This is a genomic window from uncultured Exiguobacterium sp. (assembly GCF_964277885.1).
Taxonomy (GTDB): Bacteria; Bacillota; Bacilli; order Exiguobacteriales; family Exiguobacteriaceae; genus Exiguobacterium_A.
In genome coordinates this window covers 531,284-548,814 of the sequence record NZ_CAXYJR010000005.1, presented here as the reverse complement: position 1 = coordinate 548,814, position 17,531 = coordinate 531,284, and the positions used below count along the sequence as shown (strand labels likewise).

Below are 17,531 nucleotides of genomic sequence, written 5' to 3'. Positions count from 1 at the left end.
ACGTTCCGGTCCGTACCATCGGGCTCGGGTACAAAACCTGTACCATTATAGCAAACCGATTTATTTTTTACCATGTAAATTATTTTGTTCTCGACGTGCGCGATACATCGCCATTAAATCTTTCGTCGTCATGACGACGTTGACAGGCGGCCCGACCGGTTTTTTCACTTCCGACTGAATAGGTGCTACCACTTCCGCTTCAGCGACAGATGGATTCAAAATCGAAGTGACTTCTTCCGATCGTTGTTCCTCTGCTTTTTGTTCATCAAGAAGTACCTCGCTCGATGTATCCGCCGGAACAGTTTGTTCTTCCACGGTCTCACGAATAGAAGGCACTTCGCTTATCGATTCTTCTACAACCGTTTCTTCAGTTTCTAGCACGGTCGGTAATTCCACTTCGTTCACATGATCTTGATTAGCTTCAGGTTCCGGTACGAGTAATTCGACGTCCGTCACCGGTACAAGGCCAGCATCTGCTTCCGCTTCGTCTAATACGACTTCCTGCGCGATTAGTTCTTGATTCGTCAAAGCAACCTCATCAGTAATTCCCTCTTCGACTGTTTCCGAAACCTGCTCACTCGTTTCCGTTTCTTCCGTAGCTTTTATGGTTTCCGATGCAGATTGCTTCGGACGTTGGAATCCATAAATCGGTGAAGGCACATCCGTTAAGACGAAGCGATCTTCACGCTCCTCTTTTTTCGGACGTTCTACCGGCTTTGTCTCACGTTCCCCCGCAAGCTCTCGACGAATCCGGGCAGCCTGCTCCTTCAGTGACTGTTCATAACGATTACTCATACGTTCACCCCTCCATCTTGTTAAAAAATCGGTCGAATCATCGACCGATTGAGAATGCTTCCCCTACTGCTTTTGTATCATCGAGTACAAGAATCCCTTTTTCTTGTGGTGCATCGGCAAGCCCGAGCTCACGCGCTGAACAAAGCATACCGCTCGATGGTACACCGCGTAACGCCGAAGGACGAATGATTAAACCAGACGGCATGACTGCACCTGGTTTAGCGACGACAACTTTTTGACCCGCCGCTACATTCGGTGCTCCACAAACGATTTGTAAAGTTCCGTTGTCTACTTCTACCTGACAGACCGACAATTTATCAGCATCCGGATGTTTCTCGCAAGAAGCAACGAACCCAACAACGAATTTCGAAGAATAATCCACTTGTTCGAGTGACAATTCGATATCTCGATTCGCTAGTTCCTGTTGGATGCGTGTTGCCAATTCTTCCGTCAATTCAATCGGTCCTTGTGTCTCGATCGTAAATGTAGTCGAAGCATCAAACAGATTGTAGCCGATGACACGATCACCATGCTTGATGATTGCTACGTCTCCTTCACGAATCGCTGTCACTTCCGCACGTGGTGCATCTTCCAAAATGATCATTAAGACGTCGCCGACGCCCTCTTTATTATAAAACACATTCATTCAATCCATGACTCCCTTCCGTCTTTCTCACAATGCCTATTGTATCAGATTCTTCACTCTTTCGGCTGCTTGTTTTTCGCAAGGACGAAGACTGGCTCCAGATTGCCATCTTCATATAAGAATGGTAAAGCTGTGACCGGTACACGACCGTTCGAGAAGAAGTCAAACATCAGTTGCTGTAAGACATCATATCCGGCGTCATTACGAATATCTGCGAAAATCAGTACATCCTGATGCGGAATACCGACAGCGAACTCCCCTTCGATTCGCGCCGCATAATCAGCTAATAACGTCTTATTCAAGACACGACTCGCCTCATATCCGTCTCCAAGACTCAAGAAATAAAAGAGGTTCCCCGCGACTTCATCTTGTTTAAATGGCGCATCAAGCGATTTCAGGTTAAAACGCGCAGCTTCTGATAGCTGTTCAGCCGTCCATTCTGCTGATGCCAATAACTCCTCGTCGATCAAACGATACGTCGCGCCTAAATCAAGTGCGTACATAATTTTCGTCTCACCGGTATGTGGTGTGCTGACGAGCATTTTCCCTTCTTTTGTCGTATCAGCAAACGATTTGGCGCGAATGACAGGGAATATCTTCTGCTCTTGTCCAGCGAGTGAGATGTGATCTGTTTGCCCAAGTACAGCACGGATGTATTCAATCGTCTCTTCGACTGCGATGACTCCTCTTCGTTTTGCTTTTGCGACGAGCGGATTCAATCCGACATCAACGCCTGATTTATCATGCTTCCGTTCAATTCGTAACACGGACTTTTCACGATCGAAATACGTCGTATACCCTTCTTTTTCGAATGTTTGCGTCATCATTCTTCGGATTTGTTGTAGTTCCACTTGATTCCATCCTTTCTATCATGAAAAAAAGCGAGTCAGCGCTCGCTTTTTTCTTAAACCGTTTCTAAAAATGCTGTCACTTGTTCTGGTGTCTTCCGCTCTTTCCCGACATAACGTCCTGTTTCTTCACCATCACGGAACGCGACGAAACTTGGAATTCCGAAGATGTCCATTTCCTGGGCAATTTCAATATGATCGTCACGATCGACATAGTAAAATTCAAACGTATCAAACGTCTGCTCGATTTCCGGCATGAACGGATCTAAGAAACGGCAATCCGGGCACCAGTTTGCTGAGAATAAAAAGACGGCTTTGTCCTGTTTTGCTGTATCAAATTCTTGTTTGGATTGTAATGTTTTCATGATGATTTCCTCCTTTGATTTCCCTAGAAGTCATTGCTCTCATCATAGCATATTCAAATGTGACTGTGCGTTTTCGTGCTTGGTTTGCTATACTGCAACTAGAAAACACCTGGAAAGGACTTCACTATGGCAGATCAACCAATCAAACATCCGTTCGAACGCTTCGTTGGCTTCATCGGCATGACGAGTTGTTTACGTTACGGCTATTCCTTCATTGATTCTGAACGGAGCTTACCCGAAATTCTATTATATCTAGTCGTCGGTTTTGCGGTCATCATTCTACTCGAAGCACTCGGAAAACGACTCGCCCGGAAATTACCTGTCGTGCGCATGCGTTATTTGACTCCTCTCTATCTCATTTATCTCTATGTCTTCTTCACGAGTTTTTATTCGAGTTCATTCGGATTCTCTTTATGAAATGAAAAAAGCTGATTCAAAAAGGTATATCCTTGTTTATCCATCCTTCGGTTAAACAGGTACATCCTTTAAAATCAGCTTTTTGTATTTAATATTCGATTTTTAAGTCACCATCTTGAATCCGACCGAGTCGTCGCAATAGCCGATAGATAAGATAACTGATGATGCCGGGTGCTAAGAAACAGAGAACAGCGACTGCTATGTAATATTCCATTTCGAACCCCATCGTTTTTAATAACATCAACGGACCAACGAATCCGCTCGTTCCCATACCAGAACCTTCCGGGTTGCTTTCAAGCGTTAACAGAACAGTCGCGAATGGCGCTAAGATGGCACCTGCAATCGTAGGCGGAATAAGAATCCAAGGATTGCGGATAATGTTTCCGACTTGGAGCATCGATGTGCCGATACTTTGTGCGATGACGCCTCCGATCCCGTTATCACGATAACTGATGACACCAAAACCAATCATCTGTGCGGCACAGCCGATCGTCGCCGCACCCGCAGCAAGTCCATCCAATCCAAGCATGATTCCAAGGGCAGCGCTCGATATCGGTGCCGTCAAAGCAAGTCCCATGACGGTAGCAATGAAAATACCCATGAACAAAGGTTCACGTTCCGTTCCCCAGCGAATCAACTCACCGAGATCCGTCATCCCTTTTCCAATCCATTTCCCGGCGTAACGTCCAGCAACAAATCCAGCTAACAACGTGACGAATGGTGTCAATAAAATATCGAGTCGCGTCGTCTTCGACACGAGTTTTCCAATTTCCGTCGCAAGTAGTGTCGCGATGTAACTGCCAGCCGGTCCGCCCGCTTCATATCCAAATGCTCCAACGGCAACTGCTGCGAACAAGATAAGCGGTGGTGCCTCAAGCGCAAACGCTACAGCTACACCGATTGCTGGTCCGGTCAACGCGATTGCCTGCTCGCCTAATTGAATGAGAAACTTTGCTTCGATACCGCGATCTACCAATCCTTCTCCGATCGTACGAATAATCAAACCCATGATCAAAGAACTGAACAGACCAAGTGCCATATAACTTAATACGGTGATGAAATATACTTTAGGGCTAAGTGAGATTCCCTTTTGCTTGAACATTTTGTCACGTCCTTTACTCAACATCGCGTATCATTATATCAAATCCACTTCCGATCCGACTAGACTGTTTTTTCAACTGACAAGACAGCCCATACTTACATCGTTCTTATTAAACAAAAACAGACAGTGGATTCAAATCCACTGTCTGTCATTTCATTTACTTGACTTGCAATGTCGCAAGCGTCGTCGTATCGAGGTTCGTGACGAGTTTCCGAAGCAATTCCTTCGCCGCATCATAGTCATCCGTATGCATGATCGATGCATGCGTATGGATGTAGCGTGCTGGTAAACCAACGACTGTCGTTGGAATCCCATTATTCGAACGATGGATAACACCACCATCGGTTCCACCTGCACCGACATAATATTGGTACGGAATCTTGTTCGATTCTGCCGTATCGAGGACGTAATCCGTCATCTCTTTTGAGAGGATCATGACGCTGTCTTTGATACGGAGTAATGGTCCTTGTCCGAGTTGACCGAATTCCGTTTTGTCTCCTGATGCATCATTGGCAGGAGAAGCGTCGACGACGAACGCCACATCAGGATCTATGAGTGCTGTCGCTGTTTGCGCTCCGCGCAACCCAACTTCTTCTTGAACCGTTGCGCCTGAATAAAGGATATTCGGATGATCCGCCGCTGTTGTCTCTTCTAACAATTCAATCGCCATTCCGACACCATAGCGGTTATCCCATGCTTTCGCCATGATCTTTTTCGGATTCGCCATCGGTGTGAACGGGAAAAATGGTACGGCAGGAATACCTGGACGTACTCCAAACGATTCCGCCTCTTCTTTTGAGTCCGCACCGATATCGATGAACATGTCTTTGATCGCCATCGGCTTATTGCGTACTTCTTCTGTCAATAAGTGTGGTGGAATCGATGCGATGACACCAGGGATGACACCGTTGTCCGTACAGATCGAGAAGCGTTGCGCAAGCAACACTTGGCTCCACCAGCCACCGAGCGGTTGAATCCGCAACATTCCGTTCTTCGTGATTTGCGTCACCATGAATGCCACTTCGTCCATGTGCCCGGCAACCATGACTTTTGGTCCAGCTGCATCCCCAGTTCGTTTTCCAAAAATCGACCCGAGTCCATCCGTAACGATCTCATCCGTGACAGGCGTGATGCGTTCGCGAACGAACTGACGAACGTCGTGCTCAAACCCCGGCGCCCCATTCAATTCCGTCAGTGTTCGAAATAACTCTCTCGTTTTTTCATTCATATGTATCGCCTCCTGCTTCTCATTATACAAAAAATTGCTTCTATCACTTAACCTTTTGTTTCTCTCTGAACGAATTATTTGGTACAGTAGGAATAGAACCTGTAAGGAGGGGAATTTTAATGAAAAAACGCTATTGGATTATCGGATTGGCAGCAGCTGTCGTCGCCGCTTTCGCAGTGAAGAAAGCCGTTGATAACAAACAACTTTCTGCCGAGGAAGCGCTCGAAATCACGAAACGCACATTTTCAGCAAAAGGACGTGTCCAAGGTGCATGGATCTCTGCAACACCAGAGGCTTACGCATATGAGTCACGTGACTACCAAAGCTACAAAGGTGGCATCTCGGTCCTTGAAGGTGATGACGAAAAAACGTATCAATTCACAGTTGATGCCGAAACTGGCGCACTACTCGAATACGCTTAATCAAAAGACCGTGCTTCGATCGACGAAGTACGGTCTTTTTTCAACTTTCCTATAAAGGTGGTATGACTCATGTCGATTCTGGCTACAATCTTCGTTTTACTCGTTTCCTTAGAACACTTTTATATTATGGCTCTTGAAATGTTCTTTTTATCCTCTAAGGCGGCACGACGTACATTCGGACTGACGGATGAAGCGATCGCATCCAAGCAAATCCAGACGCTTTTTGCCAATCAAGGTCTCTACAACGGCTTTTTAGCAGCCGGTCTTCTGTTTGGTCTGATCCGTGAGGATGTTGCTGTCCAACTGTTCTTTTTAGCTTGCGTGATCATCGCCGCACTCTATGGCGCCTTGACGGCTAATCGTTCCATTTTACTCAAACAAGGCCTACCTGCCATACTCGCTTTCATCTTCGTATTATTAGCATAAAAAACCTCTATCCGAACGGATAGAGGCTTTTTTGATTAACGTGGGTTATCGTTGCGTTCGTAGATTGGATTCATGTATTCCGTCGTCGAATATAGACGTGGAACAACAATGTACAAGACGATCGCTGGTACAGCGATGATCAACAACATCAAGAGTACCGGTAACCAGTAAACGACTTTTTGATGAAGATTGTCCGAGTTGCTGTCGATGTACTCTTTTACGCCATCAACTTTTGCAGCGTCGGCACTCGTCAACAATTTACCGCTATCGGCATTGAAGAAGTGGATTTCACGTTTGATTGTGATGAAGATGCCGTCACGGACTGTCTTGATGACAGCGATTCCGCCAATGACTTCTTCTCCTTTTCCGTTCGTGAACGTCTTCGGATCCTCGATTTCGACCGAACCTTTTTTATAATCGTAATGCGTCGTTGGTAATTCCTCATCTAATGCTTTTGTCATTTCTGAGGTATCAACCGCAGCAAGTACCGATTGACCGATACTTAACGCGAGAAAGAGCGCCGTTACGAAGGCTAAGCTTTTCTGCCACATCCCCAAATTCCCCCTTTACCTATAAGTACAAGTTCTTCAGTCAACAACATTGTACCAATTAATAAGAAAAAAGTGTGAAAGAAATACCAGGAAAATAAGAAAACTTTTTGTCTAAATTAATTTTGGTACGTTGCTTCCATTCGATAAATTGGTTGTCCCATTGAAGAAAAACGCTCTTCGTACTCTGTTCGAACGTTATCTTCCGGTTCACTCGCATGTAAATCAAGCGACATCCAGTCAAAACGCATACCGTATGCCGACATCGTCATCAGACTCGATTCGAACAACTTGCGATTATCGGTCTTGAAGTGAATTTGCCCTTTCGCTGGTAAGATATCTTCATACGTCGAGAGGAACGTTTTATACGTCAAACGACGTTTCGCATGACGTGTCTTCGGCCAAGGATCAGAGAAGTTAAGATAAACGCGTGCCACTTCTCCTTTTTCGAAGTAATCGCGTAAATCTTTTGCATCGACTGTCAAGACGCGAACATTTGCTTGTGGAGCCTCTACTAATTTTTGAACAATTGTCACTGCCACACTTTCAAAAAGTTCAATCGCGATGAAATTGATCTCCGGATGTTGGTTCGCCATCCCTGTGATGAAGGCCCCTTTTCCTGATCCCACTTCGATGTAGATCGGATTATCATTCTTGAACTCTGTCGCCCAGTCTCCTTTCAGGGATGCTGGTTCTGCTATATAGATCGAGGATTGTTCCTTCATATAATCCTGCGCCCATGGTTTATGTCGTAAACGCACTATCGTTCATCCTTTCCAAACTTAAATTATCCGCAGATAAGTTTATCATGATTCGGGTAATTATATAAGAACTTCTTCAATTCCGCTTGAAGAATGTTCAGCAGTTCGTCACTTGAGAAACAGTGAGCAATCTACTACACTAAAGGTACGTAAGAACTATAAAGGAGGGCTGTACCATGGAAGACTTCTTGATTGCTTGGGGCTCCCCCATCGTTCTCGTCATGGGCATCTGTGCCTTATTCGTCTGGGCGACTTTTGGAAAAGTCGACGTTGAATAAGCGCAATCTCTGTACCTTGTGTAACTATACACAAGGTACTTTTTTTATTCCCTAAATGAATTTAGGTTGGTTTTACCATGAAACAGATGTATACTTTTTTTGAAACAGATTATTTATTACAGCTATCGAACACCAAAAAACGTTGGTAAAAAGGAGAATTGTAATGAACGAAAATAAAAACAGTGATTCAAAAGAACTAGTACAGAAGAAAACAGGTGCAGACTTAGTCGTCGACTCACTCATCGAACAGGGTGTGGATTACATTTTTGGTATTCCTGGCGCCAAAATCGATTCCGTCTTCAATGTGTTACAGGACCGGGGACCTGAACTCATCGTTGCACGCCATGAGCAAAACGCTGCATTTATGGCTCAGGCCATCGGTCGCTTGACAGACAAACCAGGCGTTGTTCTTGTGACATCTGGTCCAGGGGCATCAAACTTAGCGACAGGTCTTGTGACGGCGAACTCTGAAGGTGACCCCGTTGTCGCAATTGCTGGAGCTGTCACACGGGCCGATCGTTTAAAACGAACACATCAGTCAATGGACAATCAGGCACTCTTTACACCAATTACGAACTTTAGTGCGGAAGTACAAGATGCCGATAACATTCCAGAAGTATTATCCAATGCTTTCCGTACAGCTGAAACGACTTCCGGTGCTGCTTTCGTTAGTATCCCTCAAGACGTCGGATTGAGCGAAGCGAACGTCACGGCATTCCGTGCAGTTGAAGCACCGAAGCTCGGTGTTGCACCAGAAGCTTGGGTAGAAGAGACGGCTCGTTTGATTCAAGATGCGAAGCTGCCTGTTTTGTTACTCGGTATGCGCGCGAGTCAGCCGGACGTCGTACATGCGATTCGGTCCCTGCTCAAACATGTCTCGATTCCTGTCGTCCAGACGTTCCAAGCGGCCGGCACATTATCACGTGAGCTTGAATCGAATTTCTATGGACGTGTCGGACTGTTCCGTAATCAGCCGGGAGATGCGTTACTTGCAGAGGCGGACCTCGTTCTCTCGATTGGCTATGACCCTATCGGCTATGATCCGAAATTCTGGAACCAACCGACGCACGACCGGACGCTTGTCCACATCGATCAAATGCGCGCTGAAATTGATCACTTCTATCGTCCAGATCGTGAACTTGTCGGTGATATGGCGAAAACGGTCGATGCGATCGCTGAGCGCCTGCAACTACTCACTTTACCTGAGAGTTCCGCGCAATTCCTCGAAGGCTTACATCAACGTCTTGTTGATCGCGATGTTCCTCCAGTCGCGGATTCTCCATTGACACACCCGCTTTATTTCATGAAGACGTTACGCGAAAAAATTGCGGATGATGTCACGGTCACAGTCGATGTCGGCTCTCACTATATCTGGATGGCACGTCACTTCCGTTCGTACGAACCGCGCCATCTTCTCTTTAGTAACGGTATGCAAACACTTGGTGTCGCGCTTCCTTGGGCAATCGCGGCAACACTCGTCCGTCCAGGTAAGAAGGCCGTCTCGATTTCAGGTGACGGCGGATTCCTCTTCTCTGCGATGGAACTTGAAACAGCTGTCCGCTTGAACTCACCACTCGTTCACTTCGTATGGCGTGATAGCGGATTCGATATGGTCGCGTTCCAACAGGAGATGAAATACAAACGGAAATCTGGTACATCATTTGGTGACGTCGATCTCGTCAAATATGCTGAGAGTTTTGGAGCAAAAGGACTACGCGTCAATCATCCATCTGAACTAGCCGCGATCATGGATGAAGCACTCGCGACAGAAGGCCCAGTCATCGTAGACGTCCCGATTGATTACCGCGACAATATCGCACTCGGTGAACAAGTTCATCTCGATCAATTGAACTAAGGAGGATTCACATGGCACACGATAAAACACTCGTTCAGATTTCAACCATGATGGCATTGCTTGATGGGGTATTCGAGAGTGAAGTCACGTACGCGTCCGTTCTTAATCAACGGAATTTCGGTATCGGAACATTTGACCACTTAGACGGGGAGATGATTGGTTTCGATGGTCAGTTCTATCAACTTCGTTCGGACGGTAGCGCTCGACCACTTCAACCTGAAACGACGACACCGTTCGCGACATTGACCCATTTTGAGCCGGAGCAAACACTTTCCGTGACGGAAGAGATGTCGAAATCGGCATTCGAACACTGGCTGAATGAACAACTACCGACGATCAATAGTTTTTATGCCGTTCGGATTGACGGAACGTTCACTAAGGTTCAGACGCGTACCGTCGCTCGTCAGGAGAAACCGTTCGTTCCAATCACGGAAGCTGTCGCTTCTCAAAGCGCGCGTACTTTCGAGCAAACGAAAGGAACACTCGCCGGTTACTACACACCACGGTTCGGTCACGGTATCGCCGTCGCTGGCTATCATCTCCATTTCATCGATGCTGAACGTGCGGGCGGCGGTCATGTCTTTGACTACACGGTCAAGAACGTCACCGTCACATTCGAAGAAAAACCGCAGCTTGATTTACGTTTACCAACGACTGAAGCGTATCGATCGGCAGACCTCGAAAGCCACGATATTGAAAAAGAGATTAAAATCGCAGAAGGTTAAACAAAAAAGCGTGTCGTTCCTTTTTCGGAATGACACGCTTTTTAGTCGTTAGAGTATTCAAGTAGCTGTTCTAGAAAATGATAGCTGTCCTCGACATCCGGATGACGCATATCTTCATACCAATACAAGGATAATACGGCTTGCGCTACAACATACCAGTGCATCCGTTGTTTCAGATCACTCGTCAATGGATGACCATAATGTTCGAACCATTCGGGCCAAGCCGCTTCATCAACATAACTGTATAACATCATCCCGAGGTCATACGCACGGTCGGCAATAATCGCATCATCCCAGTCGTTCAGGTAGAGTTGACCGTCCGCTCCCGTCAACCAGTTATTATGATTTAGATCTGAATGACAGACGACTTGTTCGTCCGTTCTTACTTGCTCGAGATTTCGTTCGAGATAAATCATCGCATGTTCTACCAATTCCGGGTTCTCTAAATCTTCTGGTTGAAAATATAAGCGACATTGACGCAATAACTCATCAGGTTCGATCGGACGTTGGTCCAGCTGTTGTAGCATGAACAGCAATTCTTTCGAATCATGGATTTTTCCAAGCAAATGTGCTACTTCAGGACGCTCCATCATTTCCGGCTCCAACTCATCGCCTTCAATGAATTGTTGCGCACTGATGACGTCCCCGCTATAGATCCGTTTCGTCCATAATAATTTCGGGACGATTCCGTCCGCGGATAAAATCGCCAAAAACGGCGATGAATTTCGTTTTAAGAACAATTTTGATTGTCCTGTTGAAGCAATGTACGCTTCTCCTGTGATTCCACCTGCTGGCGTAAGGGTCCAGCCTTCGCCAAGCGCATCTAAAATATCTAATTCCATTATAATCCGCTCAACTTTTTTAGTAGATTTGCCTAAGGCACAATGCTTATCTTAACACGTCGCAATCGTCGTTGACAACGGAAGGACTTGAATCCTATCGACACCTTTCAGAAGCGGTTCGACAGAGGCGTTATCTCCCTGCACATGCACATTCCAGCGCGAGTGATCGAGTGAGACTTCCACGATTTCGTGCGTCGTATTGTAGACAACGAGCGTTCGTTGCCACGCATCATATGAGTGGATCGCTTCGACTTCGTAGGCGATGACACCCGGTCGTAAGTTGATGAAATGAAGCAGTTCCCGAATCTGATTCGCCCGGTGCAACCGGAATCCGCCGTGCATTCTACGAATTTGTAATATTGTCTTAATATACGCGACGAGGGAGAGGTGATCATCCCTACGTTCCCAGTCCATTCGATTGATCTCGTCTGGTGCGTTATAGCTGTTTTCAACACCTTGTTTCGTACGCAAAAATTCTTGACCTGCGTGAAGAAATGGAATGCCTTGTGCAAGCAAAGCGATCGTTTGTGCTAATCGACTCATCCTTAGCAACTGTTGTTCGTCCGCTTCCGGACAGGAAATCTTAAATTTGTCGTACAGTGTATGATTATCGTGCGCCTCGACGTAATTTATGGAATAGGTCGGTTCTGGAAAGCGTCCGTACGTTTGGTTATCGATATGAACACTCCCCGCAATCCCGTTTCGGACTTCCCCTTCCTTCCAACCATCTCCGGCAACGAATCCTCGATCGTATTCACTAAACGTCGATCCTTTCAAGGCATCGCGGAACACGTCATTAAAATGAGCGATTCGCGGCATTTGCGCAGCGGAGGCACTCATCGCTTTGAGTCGTTCCGGTAACGCTGTCGCAAGATCCCAGCCTTCTCCATACACTAGAATCGTTGGATCAATCGCATCGAGCGCTGCGCGAACATCGTTCATCGTCTCAATGTCATGAATCCCCATTAAATCAAATCGAAAGGCATCAATGCGGTAGACACGAGCAAAGTACGTCAAACAGTCAACGATGAGGCGGCGCATCATGAATCGTTCGGATGCGGTATCGTTTCCAACACCCGTTCCGTTCGATAGTGTGCCGTCAACTTCGTAACGGAAATAATAGCCCGGAACGAGCAATTCCAGAGAGGAACGTTCCCGAACGAATACGTGGTTCATGACGACATCGAATGTGACACGAATGCCTACTTCATGGAGCTGCTCTATCATTTCTGCGTACTCTTTGACGCGAACGAGCGGTGAGACCGAACTCGCGTAACTCCCGGCTAATCCGAACCAAAGCATCGGATCATATCCCCAGTTATATGGCGTTCGTGTCCGCTCATCGGTCGTCTCGAAAAAGTGGACCGGTAACAGTTGCAGATGGGTGATCCCGAGGTCAAGAAGATAATCGAGTCCTGTCGCATGTCCGCGAGGAGAAATTGTTCCTCGTTCTGTCATCCCTACGTATTGTCCCGGATGACTTGAACCGGCGGAACGGTCAATCGTAAAATCGCGAATATTCGCTTCATAAATGACAGCGTCCGACGGTTTGACGAAAAGAGGACGCGCGACTCGCTTTGGAAACCACTCGGCAATCGTCTGTTCGACGTCGACGATGACACCGTATCGACCATTCTCCGATATCGCACCAGCATACGGATCAACGACTTCTTGTGTTCCAAGATACGTCGTCACTTCATACCGGTACCAATGCTCAGCTATATCCCGTTCGATTTGAAGCTGATAGACACCTTGCTCTTGTCGTTCCATTTCACGCCTTCCAATTACCTGCTCCTCTTGATTGTACACGATGCATACGATTCGTTCCGCGACCGGTGACCAGACAGCAAAATGATACGCTTCCTCTTCTTCCCAGACACCAAGCTTCCCTTCGTAACGGTACTTCCGCTCGAACGCTTCCGTCCGCACTAAACGATCGGGAACGACACGGATTGACCTGCCTGCTCCAAATACCTCGTATCGGCATTCTAGCTCGACTGGTTCAAGAACCGTTAACTCATAAACCACGAACTGTTCTTCTCGATGCGTTTCGGTCTGTTGAATTTCAAGCGATTGTCCATCACATTCAAGTGACCAGTGGATTGACGGATTGCCTTCGACCTCGACCCGGATGCTTTGAAACGATAAAAACTCTGCCCGGATCACTGGTATTGCCACCTCTTGGTTCGTCATGTCTTTCGCAACGACAATGCCGTCGCTCCCTCCCTTATTCTTGAATGCGTGACTGTTCCTCACTCTGGATTGCCATTTGAAACGGAATCGATACGGTTTCTTTTAGGATTTTTTCACACACACGCATTTGAGCGGCTTTTGTATGAGTCGCATTCCCATTCATACGATTCAACCACTTAGGAAAATCCACTTTATTGACATACGTTGTCGTCGTTTCTTTTGGAATCTTATCAAAATAACCGCTTGGCGCTAAAACAACGCGTTCGACAGGTAAATCGAAGTCACGACCAAGAATCGTATGCAAAATATCTTCCGTTCGTTTTAAACTGATGTTCGGGTTTAAAATCTGTTTCACAGAGGCTTTGAACGGTTGTTCCCGCCACAACTTATCTCGTCGAATGTGATAAATACTCTCTTCGCCATCGAGCCACTCCATGATGTAAATCGCAGAAGGTCCTACAATAAAAGGACTCAACTCAACTTCACCGACTTGATAGTGAATGACAGCACGATAAAACATCGCATACTGTTCGTTCAACAAATGCAGCATCTGATAGAAATCCAAATGACGCTTCAATGGAATTCGCCAAATGTCTTCTTCATCTGCTCCCCCTGCGACATTCAGAAGTTTTTGTAATTCAAGACGTTTTTTGTACCATTTATCAAACGCTCTTTTGGATAATTGTTTACCCGGAAGTTGAACGACTTCCTTTTTCTTCATTACCTGCCACCACTTTTTAGGACGAATCAGCGTTTCGCCCGGAAACAGTTCTCCTGCTTCCCATTTACGATAGACGTTCGCGTAATCAAGCGCTTGATGCTCACCAAAACGTTTTGTCATCTCAAGTGGATTTTTTTCAAATCGACTATCTAAATCGTATAGTTTCATCAAGATTGCGATGGGAATCACCTCACTCTTCTTTACCTAGTTGAACCCGGTAGATTGGTTCATATCTTGGTGAAGCTTCTGGTCTTATCTCAAACAAAACAAGTTCACGAACAGTCCATTCTACCGGTTGTATCGGACTCGTCGTCCATTCTTCCGCCTCCGCGCGCCACTTCTTCGCGATCGTGACATGTGGAACGAATGGTTTAGTTGCATTTGGATCGACCTGACTCGCTAATTGAAACAGTTCATCCGCTTCCGTCCCGAATCCGACGACACGTGGTCGTTCGTCTCGTCCGAACGCAATCAGACGATCTAATCGAAGCACGAACGGTTCGATCGTGTGCGCAATCTCCTGCAACTGCTGTTTCCATGACTGCTGTTCTTCTATCTCCAATGGTCCAAAAAAACGAAGCGTCAAATGGTATTCTTCTAACGTATAGACATTTCGAAAGTAATCAGGTAGAGATAAATGTTTAGCAGTATTGGCTAAATCTTCAGAAGGAATCGGTAAGGCAACAAAAAAGTGTCGTTCCTGTCTCATCGTATCTTCACTCCTTCATTCGACCACTGATACCGTACAGAACGGCACCAAGAATACTGCTACTTGTATATACCCAAAAGACAGTATAGATTGTACTTTGCTCCAGCACAAAACCACTCATCAAATTAAACAGCGCTGTTGCTAGTCCCGTCGTCGTCGCCATATATGTACTGACAGCTGTTGCGACCATCGTCTCTGGAACGAGCGATCGAACATAGTCTAAAGCGACAGGAATCAACAATCCAACGATCATTCCTTGCATCGCCGACAATACCCAAAGCATGACAATTGGAAGCTCTAATGCGATCATTGCCGTTCGAGCAGCTGACAGCAAGGAAATGAAGACGAGAACCGGAATCGCTCCGAATCGTAACAATAGACGCGAGGCGATGCGCATGAACGGGATTTCGCACAGAACGGCGACGAAGAATAATGTCCCGACGAGCGCCGTCGTCTCACCACGAATCGTGACGTAGCTGCCAAAGTAATAATTATTAGCGAAGATCGGTCCGAAGATCAAACTCCCTCCCGCTAGGAATAATAGGAAGCGTCGATTCGAAAAGAGTTGTTTCAACGGTACTTGTTGTCGATGTGAAACGTTCACACTCCCCGTCTCTTCAATACCAATCAACACCAGAAAACCAAGAATCCATGCTGCACCAGTCGCATAAAAAATCAGACCAAGTCCACCCTCCTCGGTGATTTGTCCAAGGATGAAGACTGCTAACGCAAACCCGGCTGATCCGAAAAGACGCAAAGCGCCATAATCCACCTTACGTTTTCGTGTATATTCGATCGCCAACGTATCAACAAGTGGAATATGCGCGCATTGAAATAACGCCCATATACACGAAATCAATAATAAAAGCAGATAAGCAGAGGTCAACAGATAGCTCAACGTAAAGATACCTGCAGCGAGCATAGCAACGAGTAAGAGACGTTTCGGCTTCCCGAGTCGATCTGCCGCGATGCCCCAAACGGGCTGTAAGAAAATAGAAAGAATCGGTCCAATCGCAACGATCGTACCAATCTCTGAAGCCGATAATCCAAACGCATCGTTTGAGAAATAAAGCGCAAGATACGGAATGAGTGCTCCTTGCCCAAAGAAAATAAAGAAATACAATGCTTGGAAATGATAGGTTTGACGATTTTTCACACGAAACTTCCTTTCAAGAAGCAATCCCCCCATCTTTACGATGCGGGGATCATCAGTCATTATTTTGCGAGTTCATAAATCGCTTCTGCGTAGATCGCGACAGCAAGCAAGAGTTCATCAAAATCAACATATTCATCGACTTGGTGGGCAACTTCAGGACCACCCGGGAAGACTGGTCCAAATGCTACACCTGCTGTCAACGAACGAGCATATGTGCCCCCACCAATTGCTATCAGATCAGCTGATTGGTTCGTGTGGCGCTCATACACAGCACTTAGCGTCTTGATCAATTCATGATTCGGATCAACATAGTGCGGTGTCATATGCGTTCGTGTCTCTAACTCGAAGCCATATCCTGCCGCGGCTTCCTTGATGATTTGCAGACGTTCCGTGAAGTCTGCCGTGTATGGATAACGGATGTTGATCGATGCCGTTCCTTGCTCTTCGGCATAACGGAATACACCGCCATTGATTGTTAAGTCACCTGTCTCATCTGAAGCAGCGACACCAATCGCTACACCGCGAGAATCCCGGAACATGTGCGTCACGAGTTGGATGTAACGACGACCGTTATAATCCAAATGAAGATTGTTGAGGAAACGTGCCAAATGTAAGGCAGCATTTTTACCATTGTCCGGCTCCATCGCATGGGCTGCGACACCATTGACATCAAGTACGAGACCTTCCGCTTCTTGCTTAACTGTTCCCGTCAAACCTTGTTCTTTAAGATAAGCATGAAAATCCGTTTCAAGCGTTCCTACTTCGACGACACGAAGAAGCGCTTGGGCATGTCCAGGTACCATATTCGGACGTTCGCCACCTTCAAAACGAACAAGATGGTAGCCTGTATCAGAAGATTGCGCTGGTTTCCCTTGAATCAATAACCCGTCATAGAGTCCTTTTTCCGCATTGATGATCGGGAAGTCGGCATCTGGTGCGAACCCGAGAGTCGGCATCTCTTCATGTTTGAAGTAATGATTCACACAACGCCATTCACTTTCTTCATCTCCCCCAGCAATCAAACGAATGCGCTTCGAGAGCGGTAATCCGAGTTCTTTGACGATTTTCAAAGCATAATACGCTGCCATCGTTGGTCCTTTATCATCGATTGCTCCACGCGCATACAGTTTTCCATCTACAAGCGTCGGATTGAATGGACCGTATGTCCAGTGATCGCCACCAGCTGGTACGACGTCTAAGTGACAAAGAATACCGAGTAACTCTTCCCCTTGACCATACTCCAAATGTCCGGCGTATCCGTCGACATTTTTTGACGTGAACCCGTCGCGTTCCCCTGTCGCGAGCATCCAATCGAGGGCACGTTTGACTTCATGACCAAACGGTGCGCCCTCTTCGATCGTGGATTCGTCGAGTACACTCGGAATCCGTAATAGTTCTTTTAAATCTTCTAATAAGTCCTCGCGACGTGCGAGTACTTCCTCTTTCCAATTCACCATCTGATTTCGCTCCTTCATTACGGGTTTTGGATTCGTT

General features: G+C 46.4%; 19 protein-coding genes. 5 read left to right on the top strand and 14 right to left on the bottom strand.

Translation table 11 applies throughout. The features are described 5' to 3' along the window. Window positions 1–60: 60 nt before the first annotated feature. The 4 genes from ACHWTJ_RS04475 to ACHWTJ_RS04460 are packed head-to-tail and all read right to left on the bottom strand — an operon-like array spanning window position 61 to window position 2,654. Window positions 61–795, bottom strand: a complete 735-nt coding sequence (locus ACHWTJ_RS04475; protein ID WP_294750582.1) for a hypothetical protein — start codon at window positions 793–795, stop codon at window positions 61–63. A 37-nt stretch (window positions 796–832) separates the two neighbouring features. Then, a complete protein-coding gene (gene ytpR, locus ACHWTJ_RS04470) occupies window positions 833–1,441 on the bottom strand; it encodes a YtpR family tRNA-binding protein (protein ID WP_394679190.1) in 609 nt (202 codons plus the stop codon). Between the two features lie 53 nt (window positions 1,442–1,494). Next, entirely contained in the window at window positions 1,495–2,292 is a 798-nt protein-coding gene (locus ACHWTJ_RS04465) for a DUF1444 domain-containing protein (RefSeq protein ID WP_294745250.1), read from the bottom strand. 53 nt (window positions 2,293–2,345) lie between these two features. Continuing rightward, entirely contained in the window at window positions 2,346–2,654 is a 309-nt protein-coding gene (locus ACHWTJ_RS04460) for a thioredoxin family protein (RefSeq protein WP_294745247.1), read from the bottom strand. Between the two features lie 126 nt (window positions 2,655–2,780). Here ACHWTJ_RS04460 and ACHWTJ_RS04455 point away from each other — a divergent pair, with 126 nt between their 5' ends. After that, window positions 2,781–3,071 carry a hypothetical protein gene (locus ACHWTJ_RS04455; protein WP_294740394.1) on the top strand — a complete coding sequence of 97 codons (291 nt, stop codon included), beginning with the start codon at window positions 2,781–2,783 and terminating at the stop codon, window positions 3,069–3,071. Between the two features lie 88 nt (window positions 3,072–3,159). On the opposite strand, the gene ACHWTJ_RS04450 is transcribed toward ACHWTJ_RS04455, so the two are convergent. Next, window positions 3,160–4,173, bottom strand: a complete 1,014-nt coding sequence (locus tag ACHWTJ_RS04450; protein WP_394679189.1) for a PTS transporter subunit IIC — start codon at window positions 4,171–4,173, stop codon at window positions 3,160–3,162. A gap of 157 nt (window positions 4,174–4,330) precedes the next feature. Beyond that, a complete protein-coding gene (locus ACHWTJ_RS04445) occupies window positions 4,331–5,401 on the bottom strand; it encodes a M42 family metallopeptidase (RefSeq protein ID WP_294745240.1) in 1,071 nt (356 codons plus the stop codon). 119 nt (window positions 5,402–5,520) lie between these two features. Between ACHWTJ_RS04445 and ACHWTJ_RS04440 the strand changes: the two genes are divergently transcribed. Both ACHWTJ_RS04440 and ACHWTJ_RS04435 read left to right on the top strand, forming a co-directional pair. Then, window positions 5,521–5,823 (top strand): PepSY domain-containing protein, encoded by a 303-nt coding sequence (locus ACHWTJ_RS04440; protein ID WP_012371126.1) that lies wholly within the window; start codon window positions 5,521–5,523, stop codon window positions 5,821–5,823. Window positions 5,824–5,892: 69 nt separating this feature from the next. Continuing rightward, window positions 5,893–6,249 carry a DUF1304 domain-containing protein gene (locus ACHWTJ_RS04435; RefSeq protein WP_294740391.1) on the top strand — a complete coding sequence of 119 codons (357 nt, stop codon included), beginning with the start codon at window positions 5,893–5,895 and terminating at the stop codon, window positions 6,247–6,249. A 35-nt stretch (window positions 6,250–6,284) separates the two neighbouring features. Here ACHWTJ_RS04435 and ACHWTJ_RS04430 read toward each other — a convergent pair whose 3' ends face one another. Together ACHWTJ_RS04430 and trmB are read right to left on the bottom strand one after the other, a co-directional pair. Continuing rightward, window positions 6,285–6,800 (bottom strand): hypothetical protein, encoded by a 516-nt coding sequence (locus ACHWTJ_RS04430; RefSeq protein ID WP_294740390.1) that lies wholly within the window; start codon window positions 6,798–6,800, stop codon window positions 6,285–6,287. Window positions 6,801–6,916: 116 nt separating this feature from the next. Next, entirely contained in the window at window positions 6,917–7,558 is a 642-nt protein-coding gene (gene trmB / locus ACHWTJ_RS04425; RefSeq protein ID WP_294740389.1) for a tRNA (guanosine(46)-N7)-methyltransferase TrmB, read from the bottom strand. 441 nt (window positions 7,559–7,999) lie between these two features. On the opposite strand from trmB, the gene alsS reads away from it, so the two are divergent. Both alsS and budA read left to right on the top strand, forming a co-directional pair. After that, complete coding sequence (alsS, locus tag ACHWTJ_RS04420; protein ID WP_394679188.1) at window positions 8,000–9,691, top strand: acetolactate synthase AlsS; 1,692 nt, start codon at window positions 8,000–8,002, stop codon at window positions 9,689–9,691. 11 nt (window positions 9,692–9,702) lie between these two features. Then, on the top strand, window positions 9,703–10,416 hold the full coding sequence (budA, locus tag ACHWTJ_RS04415; RefSeq protein WP_394679187.1) for an acetolactate decarboxylase: 714 nt from the start codon (window positions 9,703–9,705) through the stop codon (window positions 10,414–10,416). A gap of 41 nt (window positions 10,417–10,457) precedes the next feature. Here the strand turns inward: budA and ACHWTJ_RS04410 are convergent, their stop codons facing one another. From ACHWTJ_RS04410 to pepV, 6 genes are read right to left on the bottom strand one after another with little or no spacing between them, the layout of a single operon-like run. Next, window positions 10,458–11,258, bottom strand: a complete 801-nt coding sequence (locus tag ACHWTJ_RS04410; RefSeq protein WP_294740386.1) for a phosphotransferase family protein — start codon at window positions 11,256–11,258, stop codon at window positions 10,458–10,460. 51 nt (window positions 11,259–11,309) lie between these two features. Continuing rightward, entirely contained in the window at window positions 11,310–13,436 is a 2,127-nt protein-coding gene (pulA, locus tag ACHWTJ_RS04405; protein WP_394679186.1) for a type I pullulanase, read from the bottom strand. 49 nt (window positions 13,437–13,485) lie between these two features. Beyond that, entirely contained in the window at window positions 13,486–14,361 is an 876-nt protein-coding gene (locus tag ACHWTJ_RS04400; RefSeq protein ID WP_294745232.1) for a hypothetical protein, read from the bottom strand. Window position 14,362: 1 nt separating this feature from the next. After that, the gene (gene thpR, locus ACHWTJ_RS04395; protein ID WP_294740383.1) at window positions 14,363–14,881 is read right to left on the bottom strand and encodes an RNA 2',3'-cyclic phosphodiesterase; all 519 of its coding nucleotides are present in this window, start codon (window positions 14,879–14,881) and stop codon (window positions 14,363–14,365) included. A 7-nt stretch (window positions 14,882–14,888) separates the two neighbouring features. Then, window positions 14,889–16,037, bottom strand: a complete 1,149-nt coding sequence (locus ACHWTJ_RS04390) for an MFS transporter (protein WP_394679185.1) — start codon at window positions 16,035–16,037, stop codon at window positions 14,889–14,891. Between the two features lie 59 nt (window positions 16,038–16,096). Further along, complete coding sequence (gene pepV / locus ACHWTJ_RS04385) at window positions 16,097–17,494, bottom strand: dipeptidase PepV (RefSeq protein WP_394679184.1); 1,398 nt, start codon at window positions 17,492–17,494, stop codon at window positions 16,097–16,099. Window positions 17,495–17,531: the final 37 nt, after the last annotated feature.

Coding starts and splice junctions, on each gene's coding strand:
- ACHWTJ_RS04445 (WP_294745240.1), bottom strand. CDS start 5,401: ATGAATGAAAAAACGAGAGAGTTATTTCGAACACTGACGGAATTGAAT.
- ACHWTJ_RS04450 (WP_394679189.1), bottom strand. CDS start 4,173: ATGTTCAAGCAAAAGGGAATCTCACTTAGCCCTAAAGTATATTTCATC.
- ACHWTJ_RS04430 (WP_294740390.1), bottom strand. CDS start 6,800: ATGTGGCAGAAAAGCTTAGCCTTCGTAACGGCGCTCTTTCTCGCGTTA.
- ytpR (WP_394679190.1), bottom strand. CDS start 1,441: ATGAATGTGTTTTATAATAAAGAGGGCGTCGGCGACGTCTTAATGATC.
- alsS (WP_394679188.1), top strand. CDS start 8,000: ATGAACGAAAATAAAAACAGTGATTCAAAAGAACTAGTACAGAAGAAA.
- budA (WP_394679187.1), top strand. CDS start 9,703: ATGGCACACGATAAAACACTCGTTCAGATTTCAACCATGATGGCATTG.
- ACHWTJ_RS04475 (WP_294750582.1), bottom strand. CDS start 795: ATGAGTAATCGTTATGAACAGTCACTGAAGGAGCAGGCTGCCCGGATT.
- ACHWTJ_RS04435 (WP_294740391.1), top strand. CDS start 5,893: ATGTCGATTCTGGCTACAATCTTCGTTTTACTCGTTTCCTTAGAACAC.
- ACHWTJ_RS04460 (WP_294745247.1), bottom strand. CDS start 2,654: ATGAAAACATTACAATCCAAACAAGAATTTGATACAGCAAAACAGGAC.
- thpR (WP_294740383.1), bottom strand. CDS start 14,881: ATGAGACAGGAACGACACTTTTTTGTTGCCTTACCGATTCCTTCTGAA.
- ACHWTJ_RS04455 (WP_294740394.1), top strand. CDS start 2,781: ATGGCAGATCAACCAATCAAACATCCGTTCGAACGCTTCGTTGGCTTC.
- ACHWTJ_RS04410 (WP_294740386.1), bottom strand. CDS start 11,258: ATGGAATTAGATATTTTAGATGCGCTTGGCGAAGGCTGGACCCTTACG.
- ACHWTJ_RS04440 (WP_012371126.1), top strand. CDS start 5,521: ATGAAAAAACGCTATTGGATTATCGGATTGGCAGCAGCTGTCGTCGCC.
- pepV (WP_394679184.1), bottom strand. CDS start 17,494: ATGGTGAATTGGAAAGAGGAAGTACTCGCACGTCGCGAGGACTTATTA.